This window comes from Prevotellamassilia timonensis (assembly GCF_021531665.1).
Taxonomy (GTDB): domain Bacteria; phylum Bacteroidota; class Bacteroidia; order Bacteroidales; family Bacteroidaceae; genus Alloprevotella.
In genome coordinates this window covers 16,643-35,231 of record NZ_JADYUH010000023.1, presented here as the reverse complement: position 1 = coordinate 35,231, position 18,589 = coordinate 16,643, and the positions used below count along the sequence as shown (strand labels likewise).

Annotated in this window: 14 protein-coding genes; 5 read left to right on the top strand and 9 right to left on the bottom strand. The window is 53.5% G+C overall.

The window, feature by feature from the left end:
- Positions 1–872 precede the first annotated feature (872 nt).
- Positions 873–2,162, bottom strand: a complete 1,290-nt coding sequence (locus tag I6E40_RS05615; protein ID WP_235385941.1) for an O-acetylhomoserine aminocarboxypropyltransferase/cysteine synthase family protein — start codon at positions 2,160–2,162, stop codon at positions 873–875.
- Between the two features lie 334 nt (positions 2,163–2,496).
- Between I6E40_RS05615 and I6E40_RS05610 the strand changes: the two genes are divergently transcribed.
- The 3 genes from I6E40_RS05610 (at position 2,497) to I6E40_RS05600 (ending at position 5,498) form a co-directional block, all read left to right on the top strand.
- The gene (locus I6E40_RS05610; RefSeq protein ID WP_235385939.1) at positions 2,497–2,949 is read left to right on the top strand and encodes an Lrp/AsnC family transcriptional regulator; all 453 of its coding nucleotides are present in this window, start codon (positions 2,497–2,499) and stop codon (positions 2,947–2,949) included.
- 347 nt (positions 2,950–3,296) lie between these two features.
- On the top strand, positions 3,297–4,271 hold the full coding sequence (locus I6E40_RS05605; RefSeq protein ID WP_235385938.1) for an RsiV family protein: 975 nt from the start codon (positions 3,297–3,299) through the stop codon (positions 4,269–4,271).
- Between the two features lie 102 nt (positions 4,272–4,373).
- Positions 4,374–5,498, top strand: coding sequence for a glycosyltransferase (locus I6E40_RS05600; RefSeq protein WP_235385937.1), 1,125 nt, complete (start codon positions 4,374–4,376; stop codon positions 5,496–5,498).
- Between the two features lie 337 nt (positions 5,499–5,835).
- On the opposite strand, the gene I6E40_RS05595 is transcribed toward I6E40_RS05600, so the two are convergent.
- The 8 genes from I6E40_RS05595 to I6E40_RS05560 form a co-directional block, all read right to left on the bottom strand.
- The gene (locus I6E40_RS05595) at positions 5,836–6,201 is read right to left on the bottom strand and encodes a hypothetical protein (protein WP_235385936.1); all 366 of its coding nucleotides are present in this window, start codon (positions 6,199–6,201) and stop codon (positions 5,836–5,838) included.
- Positions 6,202–6,821: 620 nt separating this feature from the next.
- Positions 6,822–7,031: a hypothetical protein gene (locus I6E40_RS05590; protein WP_235385934.1), complete on the bottom strand. Its 210-nt coding sequence runs from the start codon at positions 7,029–7,031 to the stop codon at positions 6,822–6,824.
- A gap of 230 nt (positions 7,032–7,261) precedes the next feature.
- Entirely contained in the window at positions 7,262–7,492 is a 231-nt protein-coding gene (locus I6E40_RS05585; protein ID WP_235385933.1) for a hypothetical protein, read from the bottom strand.
- Positions 7,493–7,876: 384 nt separating this feature from the next.
- Positions 7,877–8,839 (bottom strand): alpha/beta hydrolase, encoded by a 963-nt coding sequence (locus I6E40_RS05580; protein WP_235385931.1) that lies wholly within the window; start codon positions 8,837–8,839, stop codon positions 7,877–7,879.
- A gap of 54 nt (positions 8,840–8,893) precedes the next feature.
- Entirely contained in the window at positions 8,894–9,526 is a 633-nt protein-coding gene (locus I6E40_RS05575) for a M15 family metallopeptidase (RefSeq protein WP_235385930.1), read from the bottom strand.
- Between the two features lie 78 nt (positions 9,527–9,604).
- A complete protein-coding gene (locus tag I6E40_RS05570; RefSeq protein ID WP_235385928.1) occupies positions 9,605–11,068 on the bottom strand; it encodes a lipopolysaccharide biosynthesis protein in 1,464 nt (487 codons plus the stop codon).
- 27 nt (positions 11,069–11,095) lie between these two features.
- Positions 11,096–12,394 (bottom strand): nucleotide sugar dehydrogenase, encoded by a 1,299-nt coding sequence (locus I6E40_RS05565; protein WP_235385926.1) that lies wholly within the window; start codon positions 12,392–12,394, stop codon positions 11,096–11,098.
- Between the two features lie 51 nt (positions 12,395–12,445).
- Positions 12,446–13,162, bottom strand: a complete 717-nt coding sequence (locus I6E40_RS05560) for a glycosyltransferase family 2 protein (protein ID WP_235385921.1) — start codon at positions 13,160–13,162, stop codon at positions 12,446–12,448.
- Between the two features lie 267 nt (positions 13,163–13,429).
- Here I6E40_RS05560 and cysD point away from each other — a divergent pair, with 267 nt between their 5' ends.
- Together cysD and purL are read left to right on the top strand one after the other, a co-directional pair.
- Positions 13,430–14,341 (top strand): sulfate adenylyltransferase subunit CysD, encoded by a 912-nt coding sequence (gene cysD / locus I6E40_RS05555; RefSeq protein WP_235385919.1) that lies wholly within the window; start codon positions 13,430–13,432, stop codon positions 14,339–14,341.
- A 135-nt stretch (positions 14,342–14,476) separates the two neighbouring features.
- Complete coding sequence (gene purL, locus I6E40_RS05550; protein WP_235385917.1) at positions 14,477–18,184, top strand: phosphoribosylformylglycinamidine synthase; 3,708 nt, start codon at positions 14,477–14,479, stop codon at positions 18,182–18,184.
- The last annotated feature ends 405 nt before the right edge of the window (positions 18,185–18,589 follow it).

The following is an 18,589-nucleotide window of genomic DNA, read 5'->3' as shown; positions in this document are numbered from 1 at the left end:
TTGCCTTCCTCTAATTTTAATTTGCCTTCCTCTAGTTTAAATTAGGGGAAGGCAAAGAAAAATTATGCGCCGAATAGGCAAAATTAGGAGGCGAAAAGTGTTCCGGTAAGTTAAAAATGTTAATGTCGAATCGCTGAAAAATGACTCAAAATTGTTGGATTTTTGGGGCGGAAGCCTACCCCAACCCCTCCCTGTAGGGAAGGGCTTTTCTAAGCCTACCCCAACCCCTCCCTAAAGGGAAGGGCTTTTCAAACTTCGACATGAGGTTATATATGAGGGTTTTGTGTAGTTTTGCGCAGTGCTTGGGACGCCGTTGTGTAAGGTTTGCATGTAGGGTTTGTGTAGGGTTTGTGCATAGTTTGAAGCACAAACTATACACAGCGTAACGCACTAAATATCAGAATGGGTTGGGGCGAAATGTAGGGTTTTGTGTAGGGTTTGCAGAGTTTTTTGTTTTTCCCTTTTATTCATGTATAGTATAGTTATAACAAACCCCAAAAAAAGCGTTAGCACACCCGGACGAATCATGGCTGCTGTCTTTTCGGTCTCAGTTCTCCGCTTCCGGCGCAGATGCGTAGGTCGGGAGATGGTCGGAGTGAAGAAAATGTTCATGGGTGTTCTAAAAATTACGGGATAAGGAGCGTTCAAAAGAAAGTGCTAACGTTTTGGTCGGTTTCTTAGAGTGTCCTTTTGTCAGTTTCGTCGGTCGCATAGGTTTCCGTGCTCCTTCCTCCACTGACAGAAGTTCACCTCTAAGAAATTGAGACTCAACCCAACTTAATTTTTTATAGAACAACCCTTAACCAAAATCAAACTATGGCTTTTCAGTAGTTTCCCGTATGAAGTCACTTATCACCACTCTTTTCTTGTTTTTACACAGCAGCGAGTGCCTGTTCCAAGGCAGCGAGGAGGTCGTCGATGTGCTCCGTGCCGATGCTGAGGCGCACGGTGGAGGGAGTGATGTGTTGTTCGGCGAGTTCCTCGGGTGAGAGTTGAGAGTGTGTGGTGGTGTAGGGATGAATGACGAGGCTCTTGACGTCTGCGACGTTTGCCAGCAGGGAGAAGATTTCCAAGTGGTCGATGAAGCGCCATGCAGCGTCCTGGTCTCCTTTGATTTCAAAGGTAAAGATGGAAGCGGCTCCGTTCGGGAAGAGTTTTTCGTAGAGCGCGTGGTCGGGGTGTGTCGGCAGAGAGGGGTGGTTGACGCGAGCCACCTTCGGATGCTTCGCCAGGAAGTCCACGACGCGGAGGGCGTTTTGCACGTGGCGTTCCACACGGAGGGAGAGCGTCTCAAGTCCTTGCAAAAGGATGAAGGCGTTGAACGGAGACAGCGTGGCTCCGGTGTCGCGAAGCAGGACGGCACGGATGCGGGTGACAAAGGCGGCGGGACCGGCTACGTCGGCGAAGATGGCACCGTGGTAGGAGGGGTCGGGTTTTGCCAGAGATGGGAATTTGTCGGCGTTGGCTTTCCAGTCAAAGGTGCCGCCATCGACGATGACGCCGCCAAGGCTGCTGCCGTGTCCGCCGATGAATTTTGTGGCAGAGTGAACCACGATGTCCGCTCCGTGTTCGATGGGGCGCAGAAGCCAGGGAGTGGCGAACGTGTTGTCCACGATGAGAGGAATGTGGTGGCGGTGTGCCACTTCGGCAACGGCGTCGAGGTCTGTCACGTCAGAGTTCGGATTACCGAAAGTTTCGGCGAAGACCAGTTTGGTTTCGGGACGGATGGCAGCGTCCAATGCGTCGAGGTCACGGAGCGAAACGATGGTGTGGCTGATGCCCTGTGTGGCGAGCGTGTGGGTGATGAGATTATAGGAGCCTCCGTAGAGATTGTCTGCGCAGACGATGTGGTCGCCGGCTGCGAGAATGTTCTGAAGCGCATAGGTGACGGCAGCTGCACCACTTGCCACGGCGAGTCCTGCAACGCCTCCTTCGAGTGCGGCAACGCGACTTTCAAAGACTCCCTGCGTGGAGTTGGTCAGACGGCCGTAGATGTTGCCCGGGTCGCGCAAGCCGAAACGGTCGGCGGCGTGAGCGGAGTTACGGAAGACGTAGGAAGTGGTCTGGTAGATGGGCACGGCGCGTGCATCGGTGGCGGGGTCCGGCTGTTCTTGCCCTACGTGGAGTTGGAGCGTCTCGAAGTGAAGTTTTTTCTGTGTCATGGTGTTTGAGTGTTGTTTTGTTTTTAATTTTTCTGGTGCAAAGGTAGGGAGACTGCATATTTCTTCCAAAAGATTTTGAAAACTTAGAAGATAAACCTAATTTTGTCACGTTAAACAGAAAACTCCTTCTGTTTCATGCTTCTTTTTCCCGTTTTGGCAGAAAATTCTTCGGCAGATGTTTTGGGACGTCTGAACCGTGTGTCGCGGGCGGGGTGGGGAAAGCATGAAAACCGCGAGGCTTGGGCGTGAATCTCCCCCAAAAATGACGCAAGCCTTTCTTTTGAACGCTCCTTATTCCATAATCCAATAGAACAACCCCTCAAAAACGCAAAACATGGATGCCATTGATTTGAAGATTCTTCGAGAGTTGCAGAAGAACGCACGACTGACCCACAAGGAACTCGCCGCAAAGGTGAACCTCAGCACGACGCCCGTTTTCGAGCGTGTGAGGAAACTCGAACGCGAAGGAATCATCGACCGCTACGTCACCGTCCTGAACTCCGAAAAGCTTGGGAAAGGTTTCACCGTCTTCTGTTCCGTGAAGATGGCGCGGCTGGGCAAGGAAATTGCCGACAACTTCGCCCAAACCGTTGCTGCCATTCCCGAGGTGACGGAGTGCTACAACATCTCCGGACAGTATGACTACCTGCTCAAAATCCAGGCGCCGGACATGAAATACTATCAACAGTTCGTGCTCAACGTCCTCGGCACCATCGAACACCTCGGCTCGCTGGAGAGCTCGTTTGTCATGGACGAACTGAAGCATGACTACGGTGTCAGCGTCTGAGAACGGCTCGGTGTGGCTTTTGAAACACTGCCTGTCTCAGGGGGAAAGAGCCTCCCGCGCCTTGAGAATGTGAATAATCCTTATAAAATGGTGGGGTGGAGGGCGTTCCGCAACGGGAAAGCTGACGAAACGGCGAAAACTGCGTATATTCGCTGCGAAAACGGCAGCAAAACGTGCGCCAAGCATGCATCGCCCGTTTCAGAAGTAAAACCAAGTTTCATTCGTAGCCTATACCTTATTATATAGTAGCCTATACCTTATTATATATATAGCAGCCTATACCTTATTATATATATAGCAGCCTATACCTTATTATATAGTAACCTATACCTTATTAAATATATGTCATGAAAAAATCTATCCTTTCCCTCGTTGCGCTCTGTGCCGCTTTGCCGCTCTGCGCTTTCTCCTTCCTCGCTCCTTCCCATGCCGCTTCAGACCGTCGCATTGCCGGGGCGGAAGAACCCGATACCGTCGTTTATGAAGAAGAGGACGTGTGGTCAGCAGACACCGGCGAGGTGGTAGAAGAGTACACCGAAGACGGAATTTCAAGTATTTGTCCGTTCGACGAATCCCTGCTTACAGAGAGTCAGCTGAAGGACGGCGACTTCGAACTCAAGAACTCGCAGGACCAAAACTATTCCGTGCAGTTTGCCTTCCAGCTCTTCTATCTTTCCAACGACAAACCGTCGGACTCCTACGTGGCTCTCGTGAACCGCGTCATGAACGCGGGAATGATGAAGCCCGGCAAGGACGTCAAATCGCTTGATAAAATCGCCGAGTTGCGTTGGAAGGATGCGAAGGAGAGTTATCAGGAAGACGTAAAAACTGCCGGCGTGCCGTTCAACCACTACTATCGCACCGCCATTCAGCCTGCTTGGAAATCCAATGCTTGCGGCGGCGTGACGACCTATTCCGTGGAGGACGAAGCCTTCACAGGCGGGGCGCACGGCATGAGTTGGCAATATTGCCTCTCGTTGCGCGACAGTGACGGAGCCCTCATCGGTCTGACCGACCTGTTCCGTGAAGACTGTCTGCCAAAGGTCTTTGAACTCATCGGCGAGAAACTTGCCGCGCGTCCCGGCGCATCCAACAACACAGACGTTTGGCTGCCCGTCGCAGAAATCCAACAACCCTCCGCCGAAGACTATCTGAACCGTGCCGGAGGCGTGGAAGAATATGGCGGTAAGTTCTACCCACGACCCGCCGTGACCTCCTGCGGCGTCCTCTTCTCCTATCAACGCTACGAAAAAGACTGCTATGCCGCCGGCGCGATTCACATCCTGCTGACCAACGAAGAAATTGCGGCGTGGAGAAAGTGAAACATAAAAGGGGGGGGCTAAAAATTAGGTTGAAAACGTAAGCACTTTCTTTTGAACGTTCCTTATCCCGTAATTTATAGAACACCCCAAAACCAAGATGAAATGAAAATTCTCTTTCTTACCTTCCTCTATTTGGAAAAAACCTCCGGCATCTCCAAGAAAATCCAAGCGCAGGTGCAAGCGCTCGGCAAGGGAGGCGCAGAGGTTCATCTCTGTCACTTTGAAGCCATGGCGGACGGACGCCATTGGGCACTGGATGGCGAAGACATCGGACGCATCGGAGGCAGAAAGGACGTGGTTTTGAAAAACGCTACGGGAAGTTTCTATCAGCCCGTGCTCCGCACCCTCCGCGAGGGAGGTTACGATTGGCTCTACTTTCGCTACAACCTGAACGCCACCCCTTTCATGATTCGCTTCATGGCAGAGGTCAGAAAACTCGGCGTGCGCATCCTCATGGAAATTCCTACCTTCCCCTACGACGGCGAGTTCCGCGACCTTCCTCTGATGCGTCGCATCGCTTTTGAGACGGAGAAATGGAGTCGCAAACGCTTCCACCGCTTCGTAGACAAAATTGTCACCTTCAGCGACGACCGAGAAATCTTCGGCATTCCCTGTGTCAATCTCTCCAACGCCGTGGACCCCGAACAGATTCCCCTGCGAGCCGTTGTGCCTCGCCACGACTACGTCAGAATGACCGGCGTGGCAATCCTCAGTTTCTGGCATGGCTATGACCGCCTCATCCGTGGCATCGCAGCCTATCGTGCCGCTCACCCGCAAGGAAGAGAAGTGCGGTTTGACGTGGTCGGAGGAGGCGAAATTCGCGACCAACTCGAGCAGTTGGCTCGTGAGTTGGGTGTCGCGGACTGCGTGAAGTTCCACGGGCTTCTCTATGGTGACGAACTGAACCGCGTGTTCCTCGACACCGACCTCTGTGTGGGCTGTCTCGCCTGCCACAGAAAGCACATCGTCGAGGTGAAGTCTCTGAAGAATGTGGAATATGCCATGCGCGGCATCCCCATGGTCTATTCTGAGCAAAACAACGACTTCGACAACCGCCCCTATGTGCTCAAAGCCACAGCCGACGAATCGCCGGTGGATGTCGCTGACCTGTTGCGCCGTTTTGAAAAAGCGGAGCGCGACCCCGAAACCATTCGCCGCTCGGTGGCTCACCTGAGTTGGGAATTCCAGATGAAGAAACTGCTGGAAGAAATGAAAGCTGTCCGGTGAACGCCTCTTGAAGTCTGCGGCGGTCACGTAAAATTCCCCAAAACGACGGGGTTTGGTTCTTCAAAACGATGGGTTTCATTTCACAAAACGACGCGTATATTTTTTGAGGGGTTCCACACCCCTCTTTTTTTGTGACTTTCAGCTGTTTTGTTTTTGGTGTTCCCGGTTCCGTTTTGTGGCTGTCTGATTCTTTTTTGTTTGATTTCTTCTTTTCTTCTTGGTTTTGTTTGGTGGTTTTGATTTTGTGCGTACTTTTGCGGCGTGGGAGTTATAACCACTGAAAGCAGCCCGCGAAGGTGCAGAACCTCAGCCGACAGAGATGCCGGCTGTTGTATTTTTATGGAGTTTGTTGTTTATATAATCCCCAAAACGACGGGGGGTGGTTTTTCAAAACGTTGGGTTCCATTACACAAAACGATGCGTATATTTTTTGAGGGGGCACACCCCTCTTTTTTGTGGCTTTCTGCTGTTTTGTTTTTGGTGTTCCGCGGTTCCGTTTTGTGGCTGTCTGATTCTTTTTGGTTTGATTTCTTCTTTTCTTCTTGGTTTTGTTTGGTGGTTTTGATTTTGTACGTACTTTTGCGGCAAGAAATAGCGTTTGGAGTTCAGCGCCGGGTTGCATACTCGGAAGTGTTGCTCCTTTCGCTATTTCTTTTTTTACGTGTTTAATAAAGTCCTGCGCATCGGAAATGCTGTGCAGCACGAAATCTCCCCAATCGTATTCTCTGACAATTATATAGGCTTTTATGTCACGTACAGTTGTCTCGAAGATATGAGACTAAACAACTCTTTTAACTCCTTTATGGCTCTCTGCTACACCAACATACGTTGAATTTGCCATAACTTCATTTATATTCAGTAGCATGATATTTTTTATAATCCCCAAAACGACGGGGTGGTTTTTCAAAACGATGGGTTTCATTTCACAAAACGACGCGTATATTTTTTGAGGGGTTTCACACCCCTCTTTTTTTCGCTCCGGGGTCTGGGTTCGCTCCGGGCTCTGAGTCCTAAGTTCACTCTGGCTTCGCTCTGGGTTCTGAGTCGGCGCTTTTGTTCGTTTCGCTTCTGTTTTTCGCTCGTTCTTGTAGCCTTTTCGCTTGTTTCTCCACTTTTTTTGTGGTTGAACTCTACTTTTTTCTTGATTTTGTTTGGTGGTTTTGATCTTGTGCGTACTTTTGCGGTGCGATCGATGGGTTAACCTTAAGAGACCCGCTTTCGCTCCAGTCAGGTTATTTGCCTGGCTTTTTTTATTTGTATTATTTCTTCACCTTGGATATATAATCCCCAAAACGACGGGGTGGTTTTTCAAAACGATGGGTTTCATTTCACAAAACGACGCGTATATTTTTTGAGGGGGCACACCCCTCTTTTTTGTGTCTGGACAGTACTTTCTTTCCGCGCTTTTGTTTGTTTCGCGCTTTCGTTTGTGTCTGTTCCGCGCTTTCGATTTGGGTGTTCTGATTCTTTTTTTGTTTTCTTCTTTTTTCTTGGTTTTGTTTGGTGGTTGTTGCTTTGTGTGTACTTTTGCATACAAGAAAGGTCTTGGCGGGCCTGTCACACGTCGGCTGGAAACAGTGCAGGCATCGGCAGGATACCAAGACCTTTTTTGGGACACTTATTTTTGCTGAAAATCAACAAAACAGACCAACTATACGCCCATAGTTCCCACTATAAAAATACACCTCTCATTGAGAATGCAACGCAATCTTAAATGAAAGAGCCGTGTGTTTCTTGTAAAATATTTCTGCAATTATTTGTTATTAGAGAAAAAACATTAGCTTTGCATCGTAAATATGATGATCATCGGTTTGTGCCGATTCAATGATAACAGAACCCGTTAGCATCCCGTAGAACTGCTGGCGGGTCGCTTTTTTTATTACAATGAACCAGCGCCCACGCACAATAGAAGAACAGGTTCCCTTTTTTAACAACGGCAACATTTCGTCAAGATAGTGTCTTCTTTCGATTTTCCTCTCTGACTTTTTTTTCATACTCGTGCGTTGTCTGACAGGCTCCGCAGACTTCGTCTGATGGGCTTGAACAGGGTTTGTTCAATGCTTGTTCAATGGTTGTTCAATGCTTGTTCAATGCTTGTTCAATGGTTGTTCAATGGTTGTCACCATGCGTTGTGTCCTCCGTTTTCTGCTTCGAGCATGAATGCGGACGCCGCTGCGGTTTCTGTTTCGTCTCCCATGAGTTTTGGCAGGTTTGGTGTGATTGTTCCTTTAGCGACTCCTTTGAGCCGTCGAATGGAGCGTTCCCAAGGTTTTCACCAAAGCGAAAAAGGCTGCGACCGAAAAGACGGTGACGCAGCCTTTTTTGTGCATGTGCCGAGGCTTTGACGTTTGAGCCTCCGTTTTTGACGAGTCTCCGATTCAGAGACGCTCGTTGCGGAGAAAGTTCCCCACGATGCGGGCATAGCCCTTCGGGTCTTTCTGATAACTCCGAGCGTGAGTGGCGTCGTCCACCCACCATCGCGCCTTGGGACCGGGGTGCGCCTCAAAAAGTTCCTCGCCCATGGAGAAGGGAACGTAGGTGTCGGCGGTGCCGTGAATGAAGAGCATCGGGCCGCGACTCTTGCGAATGAGTTTCAAGGGAGAGGCGTCCTCAAACTTCCAGCCGAAGCGCAAACGACAAAGTTCCGAGGCGCAGGGAAGAAGGGGGAAGGCGGGCAGAGAGAACTGCTCGCGCAACTCTTTGCGGAACTGCTCATAGACGCCGGTGAAGCCGCAGTCCTCCACATACATCTGAATGTAACTCGGCTGGTCGGGTGAGGCGGAGAGCATCATCGTCGCCGCTGCGCCCATGGAGACACCGTGAACCACGACGCTGACGGAGTCGCCGAAGATGTCGGGGAGCATGTAACTCCAAAGCAGCAAGTCGTCCACGTCTTCCCAACCCATGCCGATGTGGTCGCCGCCGGAAGTGCCGGCGTGGCGAAGGTCGGGCACAAGAATGTTCATGGAGAATTCTTCGCGATACATTCTCGCCAGGTGGGTCATCCGGACGCCGCAGTCGGTGTAGCCGTGAACGAGCAGTACCGTGCGGCGCGTGGGTTGCGGGGCAGGGGAGTAGAAGGCATGGAGCGAGGTACCGTCGAGGGCGGTGAGTGTGGTGTCGTGCCAGGCTCCGGCGCGGGAGAGTGAATCGTGCCAGGCGCGAAGTCCGGGATAGACGCTGTCCATTTCGTGCCAGGCGCGCTCCGTGTCAAACCCGCGATTGCCGGGGCGGAGCGCATAGTCCAACAGATACCATGAGGCAGCGGTCAGTCCCGCTCCCAGCAGCATGACTGTCAGGGCGGAGACGAGAAGGGTGCGTTTGAGCAGTGTTTTTTTCATGAGAAAGAGTGGGCGCAGTGATGTCAAGAACCTAAGGTAAAGATGTAAAACGACTTATTTCTCAAAGTGTTGATAGTCCTTGCTGTGTCGCCAGTCACCGCCCCACCGGAAGCCGTGGGCTTTGAAGAGTTTCACGCAGAGGTCTGAGGCAGAGAGTTTGTGGGGGAAGTTTTTCCGCCGGTCGGCATAGGCTCTTCCCGCGGCGGGATTGACGCGTGCGCCGCCCTGCGAGACGTGAGGATTGAAGAGCGGGTTGATGTCAATGGCAAGTCCGAGTGCGTGTTTGGAGAGGCTGCGGCTTCCCTTCACGCGGCGAAAGTTGAAGCAGGAAGTGTTGTTTGCCTCCATGGAACGCGTGTCGTCGGCATCAAAGTCATCGATGAGGCGAATCTGTGCAATCGGATAGCGAGCGCGGAAAAGTTCCTGGAAAATTTCGAGCAAGTCGTTGGCAATGCGGCGGTGGCAGACAATCTCCCCGTGCTTCACCTTGCCTTCAAGCGTGTGGTGAAGCACCCGCACGTAGCGCAATTCCGAGCGTGGGACGGTGCATCCGCTCTTGTAGCTCTTCCCCTTCATCCGCTGAAACACCGCATCGGGCACGGGCGACACCGAGAAACCTTCACGCTGCGCCTGCAACGGAAGACTGAGAAGAAAAAAGAAAAGCGAAAGCAGGAAAGTTTGCGGCATGGTCATCGGGAAGAGCACTTGAGATGAGGTGTGTGGCTATATATAATAAGGAGTGCGGCTGTATATATAATAAGGCGTTCACGCCTTCTTTGTCGTTTGAACAAATCCCGCTTTCCGGCGTTTCCACTCTTTCCAGATGTCGTGGAGAAGCGGCAGCGAAAGCCCAATCTTGGCGGCGATGAGTGGGGTGGCTTCCATCCAGTAGTGACAAATCAGTTCAGCCGCCACCAGCCAAAGCGCGCTCTTCAGGAGCGGCGGAAGAATGGCTGTCCAAATCTGTTGCGGTCGTTCGCCGAAGCAACGCGTCACCAGCACGTGGAAGGTGGCCCAAAGCGAGAGCACATAGGCTACATCAATCAGAATGGCAACGGAAACGGTTGAGTGCCACACTGCCAAGCCTGCCGCCAGTGCCGAAAGGTTCAGCACAACCGGAACGAAACCGCAGAGGAACATCCACTTCGGTTTCCCCGTCACCAGGAAGAACGGACCTTGAAGCGCATAGACCAACTGGAAACCCACGGACAAGGCGAAGATGCGGAACACAGGAACGGCTGCGTCCCAGTTGCTACCCAAAACGATGCCGATGATTTCCGGACTGAAAAACGAAAGCAGCACCGAAAGTGGAAAGCCAATCTGCGCAAACAGCCGCACGGCACTGCGAAACTGGCGGAAGAGAAAAGCACGGTCGTTCTGATAGGCACTCAGCACGGGATGAATCACCGGATTCACCACCGCCGTCACCTGCTGCACGGGCATGAGCATCAGTGTGTATGCCTTTTCATAGAATCCCAACTCGCTCATCGGCATGAATTTCCCGACCACCAACTTGTCCAAATTGCGCGAGAAATAGTTCAGCACATTGTACCAAAGGTTGTAGGAAGAATATCCGACGAGCATCTTCACCTCTGAATATGCCGGACGGAAGAAGAACGGGAGCGGAGAGACCTTGACATAGTTCACCACGAAAAGCAGTGCGGAAGAAACGAGCGGCGTGACAATCAGCGCATAGACTCCCGCGCCCAAGAAAGCCGCTGCCACGGCGGAGGTGCCTGCCACGAGGTTCACGCCCGCTGTTCGGAACGCCATGAACCGAAACTTTTTGGCTCGGAGGAGCAGGGCATTGGGCACAATGTTCAGCGAGGCAAAGAGCACCTGAAGTGCCACCAGCTGCACCAAGCCGCAGAGCGCAGGCTCTCCATAGAACGATGCCACGGGACTCCCGCAGAAAAAGAAAAGCAGGGCGAGCAAAATGCCGCCCCACCCGCAGAAGGAGAAAACGTGACTGATTTGACGCGGCGTCAGAGAGCGGTGCTGAATGATGGCTGCCGCCACGCCGAAGTCGCAGAACATCAAGAAGAAATTGGAGAACACCGACGTGATGGCTGCCAGTGCAAAGAGTTCAGGAGAGAGCAAGCGTGCCAACACGGCAATCACTCCCAGATTCACCGCCATGCCGCTGTATTTTGCCACGGCGAGGAAGAGTGAACCGGAAACCAGTTGGCGCTTCACCGACGGACTTTCTTGAGAGGAACTGTTTTGCATGAGGTTCTTCGTGTTTTGCAGAGAGGGTCAAAGTCTGCCGTCCACCATTTCGCGCGGAAGAATGCTCTTCACGTCATAAATCACCCCGGGCTCCTTCACCAGTGCCTTCAGGTCAAGCGCAGAGAAAGCGTCGTGAGCCACGCAGAGCACGACGGCATCATATTTCTCCTCAGGGACTTCCTTCACGAGATCAATGCCGTAGGCTTTCTTCACGCTCTCTGCATTCGCCCACGGATCGCAGACGGTGATGTGCGGCGTGAATTCTCTCAGCGTGCTGAAAATGTCCACCACTTTCGTGTTGCGGATGTCCGGGCAGTTCTCCTTGAAGGTGATTCCGAGCAGGAGGATGCGTGCGTCCTTCACCATCACGCCTTTCAGGTTCATGTGTTTGATGACTTGGTTTGCCACGTAGTTTCCCATGCCGTCGTTCAGCCTTCGGGCAGAGAACATGATTCTCGGAAGCACACCATAGACTTGCGCTTTCTGAATGAGGTAGTAGGGATCAACGGAGATGCAGTGTCCGCCGACAAGTCCCGGTTTCATTCGGATGAAGTTCCATTTTGTGGCAGCGGCGTCAATGACTTCCTGCGTGTCGATGCCCATGGCGTTGAAGATTTTTGCCAGTTCATTCATGAACGCGATGTTCACGTCGCGCTGTGAGTTCTCAATGATTTTTGATGCTTCGGCAACGCGGATGGAAGAGGCGAGGTGAGTGCCTGCTTGAATCACGGCACGATAGACGGCATCCACTTTCTCTGCCGTTTCGGGCGTGCTTCCCGAAGTTACTTTTTTGATTTTCTCCACCGTGTGAAGTTTGTCACCGGGGTTGATGCGCTCGGGAGAATAGCCGGCAAAGAAGTCTTGGTTGCATTTCAAACCGGAGACCTGCTCCACCACGGGCACGCATTCTTCTTCCGTCACGCCGGGATAGACTGTGGATTCATAGACCACGATGTCTCCTTTCCCAATCACCTGTCCCACCGTGCGGCTGGCAGAAATCAGAGGCTGCAGGTCCGGGTGGTTGTCGGCATCCACGGGAGTGGGCACTGCCACCACATAGAAGTTGCAATCCCGAATCTCCTCCAAGTCACACGTGCAGCGGAATCCGTGCTGCTCCATGGCTTCGCGCAGCAGATGGTCCTCCACTTCAAGCGTGGCGTCGTGACCGCCGTTCAGCGCAGCGACGCGGTGAGGGTTCATGTCAAAACCCACGGTCGGGAATTTTGTGGAAAAAAGACGGGCGAGGGGCAGACCCACGTAGCCCAAACCAATCACGGCAATCTTCGTGGGCGTTTCGGGATTGAGTCCTTTATTCTTGTTGTCCATAATTCAATGGTTAATTTAGGGGCGTTCTAAAAATGGGTTGAGTTGGATTTCTTAAATCTTGTCGAGTCCTTTGGTGAACTTCAACCAGTAGTATTTCAAGGGGTTCTTGTATTTCAACTGCTTCCAGGGGCGGCTGGCGTGCGGTCGGTGCAGCACGGGCAGCGTCAGGCAGAGCAGGTTCTTCAGTCCGAGGTCAAGTGAGGCGTGGGAGATGGTGACGTCATACCAGTTCTTTGTGGCGTCCAGCGAGGTGAAGGGGAAGGCTTTCAAAAGGCGCGGCGTCAGCAGGGAGCAGCAGAAACTGCAGTGCTTCTTTGACTCCGTGACAGCCTTTTCCCAGTTCTTGGCATAGAGGTAGGGATAGTTCACCTGTCCTGTCTCGTCGGTCGTCACCGATGCCACGATGCCGGCGTCTTCATTGGCTTTTGCCACATCAAAGAGTCCTTGCAGCGTTTCTTTCGTCACGGTCACGTCACTCTCGACGATGCACACTCCCCAGTCCTTCTCCAGTGCGAGGCGTTGCGCGGTTTGCAGCACGAGCAGGTAGTTCGGCGACGGGTGGTCCGTCAAATCTGCCAGATGCACCAGTTCAAAGCCTCCTCGCGACGCTTCCTCTTCCAACAGTTTGGCGTTTTCGGGCGAGGAGAAGTCGTCATAGACGGTGTAGGTGCAGGGCACGTTCGGAAGTCCCGCCTCCACGGCGCGGAAAGTGTCGCGTGCGGTTTTCAAAGAGTCTTTTACGGGTGTGAGGATGAGCAGACCTTTCATGAGAGAAGTGCGCTGAATGACAGTTGAAGAATGAGAAAGAGCCCTTTGCAAGATGGGCTGAGGGCACGTGCAAAGGTAGTGTTTTCGCGGGAACGAAAAAAGCAAAGTGTGCAAAGAGAGTGAAGAAGAAGCGCATGCACGCCTTTTGACCTTGGTTTCTTCGACTTTTCTGACTACTTTTGTAGCGCGAAACCACGGACTTTGCCCCTTTCGCAGTCAAAGCCGCTACTTATTCCTTATTTATAGCCGCTACTTATTCCTTATATTATGGAAGAGACTTATTCACTCACCCACCTCAAAGAACTCGAGGCGGAATCCATTCACATCATACGCGAAGTGGCTGCCGAGTTCGAGAATCCCGTCATGCTCTACAGCATCGGAAAGGACTCCAGCGTCATGGTACGCCTTGCCGAGAAAGCCTTCGCGCCGGGCAAGCCGCCCTTCCCCCTCATGCACATAGACTCCAAGTGGAAGTTCAAGGAGATGCTGGAGTTCCGTGACTGGTATGCAGCCGAGCATGGCTGGAATCTCATTGTCGAGAGCAACGAAGAAGCGTTTGCCCGCGGCGTCGGACCCTTCACCCACGGCTCCAAGGTACACACCGACCTCATGAAAACCCAGGCTCTGCTCTCGGCGTTGGACAAATACGGCTTCGATGCTGCCTTCGGCGGCGCACGACGCGATGAAGAGAAGAGCCGTGCCAAGGAACGCATCTTTTCCTTCCGCGACTGCCATCACCAGTGGGATCCGAAGAACCAGCGTCCGGAATTGTGGGACATCTACAATGCCCGAGTGCGCAAAGGCGAGAGCATCCGTGTCTTCCCGCTTTCCAACTGGACGGAACTGGACATTTGGCAATACATCCGTCTGGAGCATATTCCCATCGTTCCGCTTTATTTCGCTAAGATGCGCCCCGTGGTGGAGATAGACGGTCAGCTCATCATGCCCGACGACGACCGTCTGCCCGAATGCTATCGCGACCGCATTGAACAGCGCATGATTCGCTTCCGCACCTTGGGCTGCTGGCCCTTGACGGGGGCTGTTGAGAGCGAGGCGGACACCATCGAGAAAATCGTCGAAGAGATGATGACCACGACCAAGAGCGAACGCACCACGCGTGTCATCGACTTTGACCAGGAAGCCTCCATGGAACAGAAGAAGAGAGAAGGCTATTTTTAAAATTATATGTCTAACCGGAAGCGGCGCAGTTCTGTGCCGCTTCTCCCGTTTCAATGCGTGCCTTCGGCGTGCCCCAAGACCCGAAACCTGAAACCTGAAACGCGGCTTCGCCGCTCTTGAATCCCCCATACACCCATGACCATCTTGTTTTTCAAAACCCCGCAGCAGAGTGTCATTGCCACTCAAGTGAAACAACCGCTTGCCGACGAGGACGTGCAGAAGCTTGTCTGGCTCTACGGCGAAGCACCGCTCCTTCCCGAAACCTCGTTGGAAGGTTGGTTCGTCGGTCCCCGTCGAGAAATGATTACGCCCTGGAGCACCAACGCCGTGGAAATCACTCAGAACATGAACATCAGCGGCGTCACCCGCATCGAAGAGTATTTCCCCGTTGCTGACGGCGACGCAGAGCATGACCCCATGTTGCAGCGCATCTATCACGGACTCGACCAGCAGATTTTCGACGTGGACATTCAGCCCGCTCCCATCTGCCATATCACCGACCTCGAAACCTTCAACGAACAGGAAGGACTCGCCCTTTCGCCCGAAGAGATTGACTATCTGCACCGTGTCGAAGGACAACTTGGTCGCACACTGACCGACTCCGAGGTCTTTGGCTTCGCACAAATCAACTCCGAGCACTGCCGCCACAAGATTTTCGGTGGCACGTTCATCATTGACGGCGAAGAGAAACCCTCCTCCCTCTTTGCACTCATCAAGAAAACCACACAGGAGAATCCCCACAAGATTCTTTCAGCCTATAAAGACAACGTAGCCTTCTCACAAGGTCCCACCGTCGAGATGTTCTCCCCTGCCGAGCACAGCGTGCCCGACTGGTTCCGAGTGAAAGATGTGGAGAGCGTGATTTCTCTCAAAGCCGAAACCCACAACTTCCCCACCACCGTCGAACCCTTCAACGGCGCCAGCACCGGCACCGGCGGCGAAATCCGTGACCGCATGGGTGGTGGAACGGGAAGCCTCCCCATCGCGGGAACGGCAGTCTATATGACTTCCTATCCTCGCCTTGAAGAAGGACGTGGCTGGGAGAACGTCCTGCCCGTGAGAGAGTGGCTCTATCAGTCGCCCGAGCAGATTCTCGTCAAAGCCTCCAACGGTGCTTCCGACTTCGGCAACAAGTTCGGACAGCCCCTCATCGCCGGCTCGCTCCTCACCTTTGAGCATCAGGAGAACGGAGAGAAGTATGGCTACGACAAGGTCATCATGCTGGCGGGCGGTGTCGGCTACGGCACTCGTCGCGACTGCCTCAAGGGCGAACCCAAGAAAGGCAATAAGGTCGTTGTCGTCGGCGGTGACAACTATCGCATCGGACTCGGTGGCGGTTCCGTTTCTTCCGTAGATACGGGACGCTATGCCGGCGCCATCGAACTCAACGCCGTGCAGCGCGCCAACCCCGAAATGCAGAAACGCGCCGCCAACCTCGTTCGTGCGCTTTGCGAAGAAGACGTGAACCCCGTGGTGAGCATCCACGACCACGGCTCCGCAGGCCACGTGAACTGCCTCAGCGAACTCGTGGAAGAGTGCGGCGGCAAGATTGACATGAGTGCTTTGCCCGTCGGCGACCCGACGCTTTCCGCCAAGGAAATCATCGCCAACGAAAGCCAGGAACGCATGGGACTTCTCATTCGTGAAGAACACATCGACCACGTGCGCCGCATCGCCGAGCGTGAGCGCGCTCCGCTCTATGTCGTCGGCGAAACCACCGGCGACGCCCGCTTCTGCTTCGAGCAGGCTGACGGCGAACGTCCCTTCGACCTTGAAGTGGCGCAGATGTTCGGCCACTCCCCCAAGACCGTCATGACCGACACCACCGTGGAGCGTCACTATGCTGCTCCGCAGACGGATGCCGCCAAACTTCAAGAATATGTGGAGAACGTGCTCCGTCTTGAAGCTGTTGCTTGCAAAGACTGGCTCACGAACAAGGTGGACCGTTCCGTCACCGGACGTGTTGCCAACCAGCAGACGCAGGGCGAACTCCAACTTCCCTTGGCGGACTATGGCTGCGTCGCTTTGGACTATCGTGGTCGCGCCGGCATCGCCACCTCCATCGGTCACGCCCCGCAGGCAGGTCTCGCTGACCCCGCGGAAGGAAGCCGCCTCGCCGTCTCCGAAGCCTTGACCAACCTTGTCTTCGCCCCCTTGAGCGACGGTCTTGACTCCGTCTCCCTCTCCGCCAACTGGATGTGGCCCTGCCGTTCCCAGAAGGGTGAGGACGCCCGCCTCTATGCCGCCGTCGAAGCCCTCAGTCGTTTCTGCTGCGAACTGAAGATTAACGTTCCGACCGGAAAAGACTCGCTCTCCCTCTCTCAGCAATATCCCAACGGCGAGAAGATTATCTCTCCGGGCACCGTCATCGTCAGCGCCGGCGGCGAGGTGAACGACATCCGCAAAGTGGTGAATCCCGTCTTGCAGGACGTGGCGAAGAGCAGCCTCTATCACATTGACTTCTCCTCCTCTCCTTTGGCACTTGGCGGTTCCGCCTTTGCTCAGTCTCAAGGAAAAGTGGGAGATGACGTGGCACGCGTGGCTTCTGCCGATTATTTCCGCGATGCCTTCAACGCCGTGCAGCAACTTGTTCAAGAAGGTCTTCTCTTGGCAGGCCACGACATCTCCGCCGGTGGTCTCATCACCTGTCTCCTGGAAATGTGCTTCGCCCGTGTGGAAGGCGGTTTGGACGTAGATCTCGCCAAGTTCCGCGACACAGACCTCGTGCGTATCCTCTTCGCCGAGAATCCCGGCGTGGTGGTGCAGGTGGCTGACGCCCACAAGAAACGCTTCCTTGAAGTGTTGGACGCTGCCGGAGTGGCATGCGTGAAGATTGCGAAACCCTGCGACGAACGCCATGTCATGGTTCACTTCCACGGCGCAGACTATCAGTTCGGAGTGGATTATCTCCGCGACGTGTGGTACAAGACCTCCTATCTCCTCGACACCCGCCAGAGTTTCCACGGCTGCGCTCGTCAGCGCTATGAAAACTATGGTCGCCAGCCGCTCGAGTTCCATTTCCATCCCGAGTTCCGCGGCACCTTTGCTTCTCTCGGCATAGACCCCGACCGCCGCACTCCTTCCGGTGTGAAGGCAGCCATCATTCGTGAGAAGGGAACGAACGGTGAGCGCGAGATGGCATACGCACTCTATCTTGCCGGCTTCGACGTGAAGGATGTCACGATGACCGACCTCATCAGCGGACGCGAGACGCTGGAAGAGGTGAACATGATTGTCTTCTGCGGCGGTTTCTCCAACTCCGACGTGCTCGGCTCTGCCAAGGGCTGGGCAGGTGCCTTCCTCCACAATCCCAAAGCGAAGGAAGCCCTCGACAAGTTTTACGCTCGCCCCGACACGCTCTCACTTGGCGTCTGCAACGGCTGTCAGTTGATGGTGGAACTCGGTTTGATTCAACCCGAAGGAAAGCGCCGCACGCACATGCTTCACAACGACTCCCACAAATTTGAGAGTGCCTATCTTGGCGTCACCGTCACCACCAACCGCAGCGTCATGTTTGGCAGTCTCTCCGGTGACCAACTCGGCATCTGGGTGGCTCACGGCGAAGGCAAGTTCTCCTTCCCGCGCACTGAGGACAACTATCATGTCGTGCTGAAATATTCCTACGAAGACTATCCCGGCAACCCCAACGGTTCGGACTTCGCCACTGCCGGAATTTGCAGTGCCGACGGTCGTCACCTTGCCATGATGCCTCACCTCGAGCGTGCCTTCTATCCTTGGCAGAACCCGTTCTATCCCACCGCCCGCCGCACCGACGACGTCACTCCCTGGATGGAAGCGTTCGTCAATGCCCGCAAGTGGGTCGAAGAGAAAACGAAAGCGTAAGGAACGCCTGCGGCGAATGAACTGACCTCAGCGCAGTGCACGCAGTTAAACGCCGCTGTGCGTGTCGCAGTGCAACGCTGTTATAAAGCAAAACCCGTCGATTTGTCGGCGGGTTTTGCTATAAGTGCGTTGTTAGTTCCGGAAGAACTCGGAATGATTAGATGTAAAGTCAATTTAAAGCCGTTATGTAGGACTCTCGAAGGACCTCCTCAAGGTTTTTATTGTCAATATGCAGGTTGTCCCATATTTCGGAGGCGGATTCGAAAACGGCAATGATTTCACCTTCGTCATGAGTGTCGTTGTCACACTGCCATCCTACAAAATCTGACCATTCCCGATGACGTGGTAGTATTTTCACTTTGATGGGTAAAGATTCTGTGTGAATTCCATAAAACGTGTCGGTAT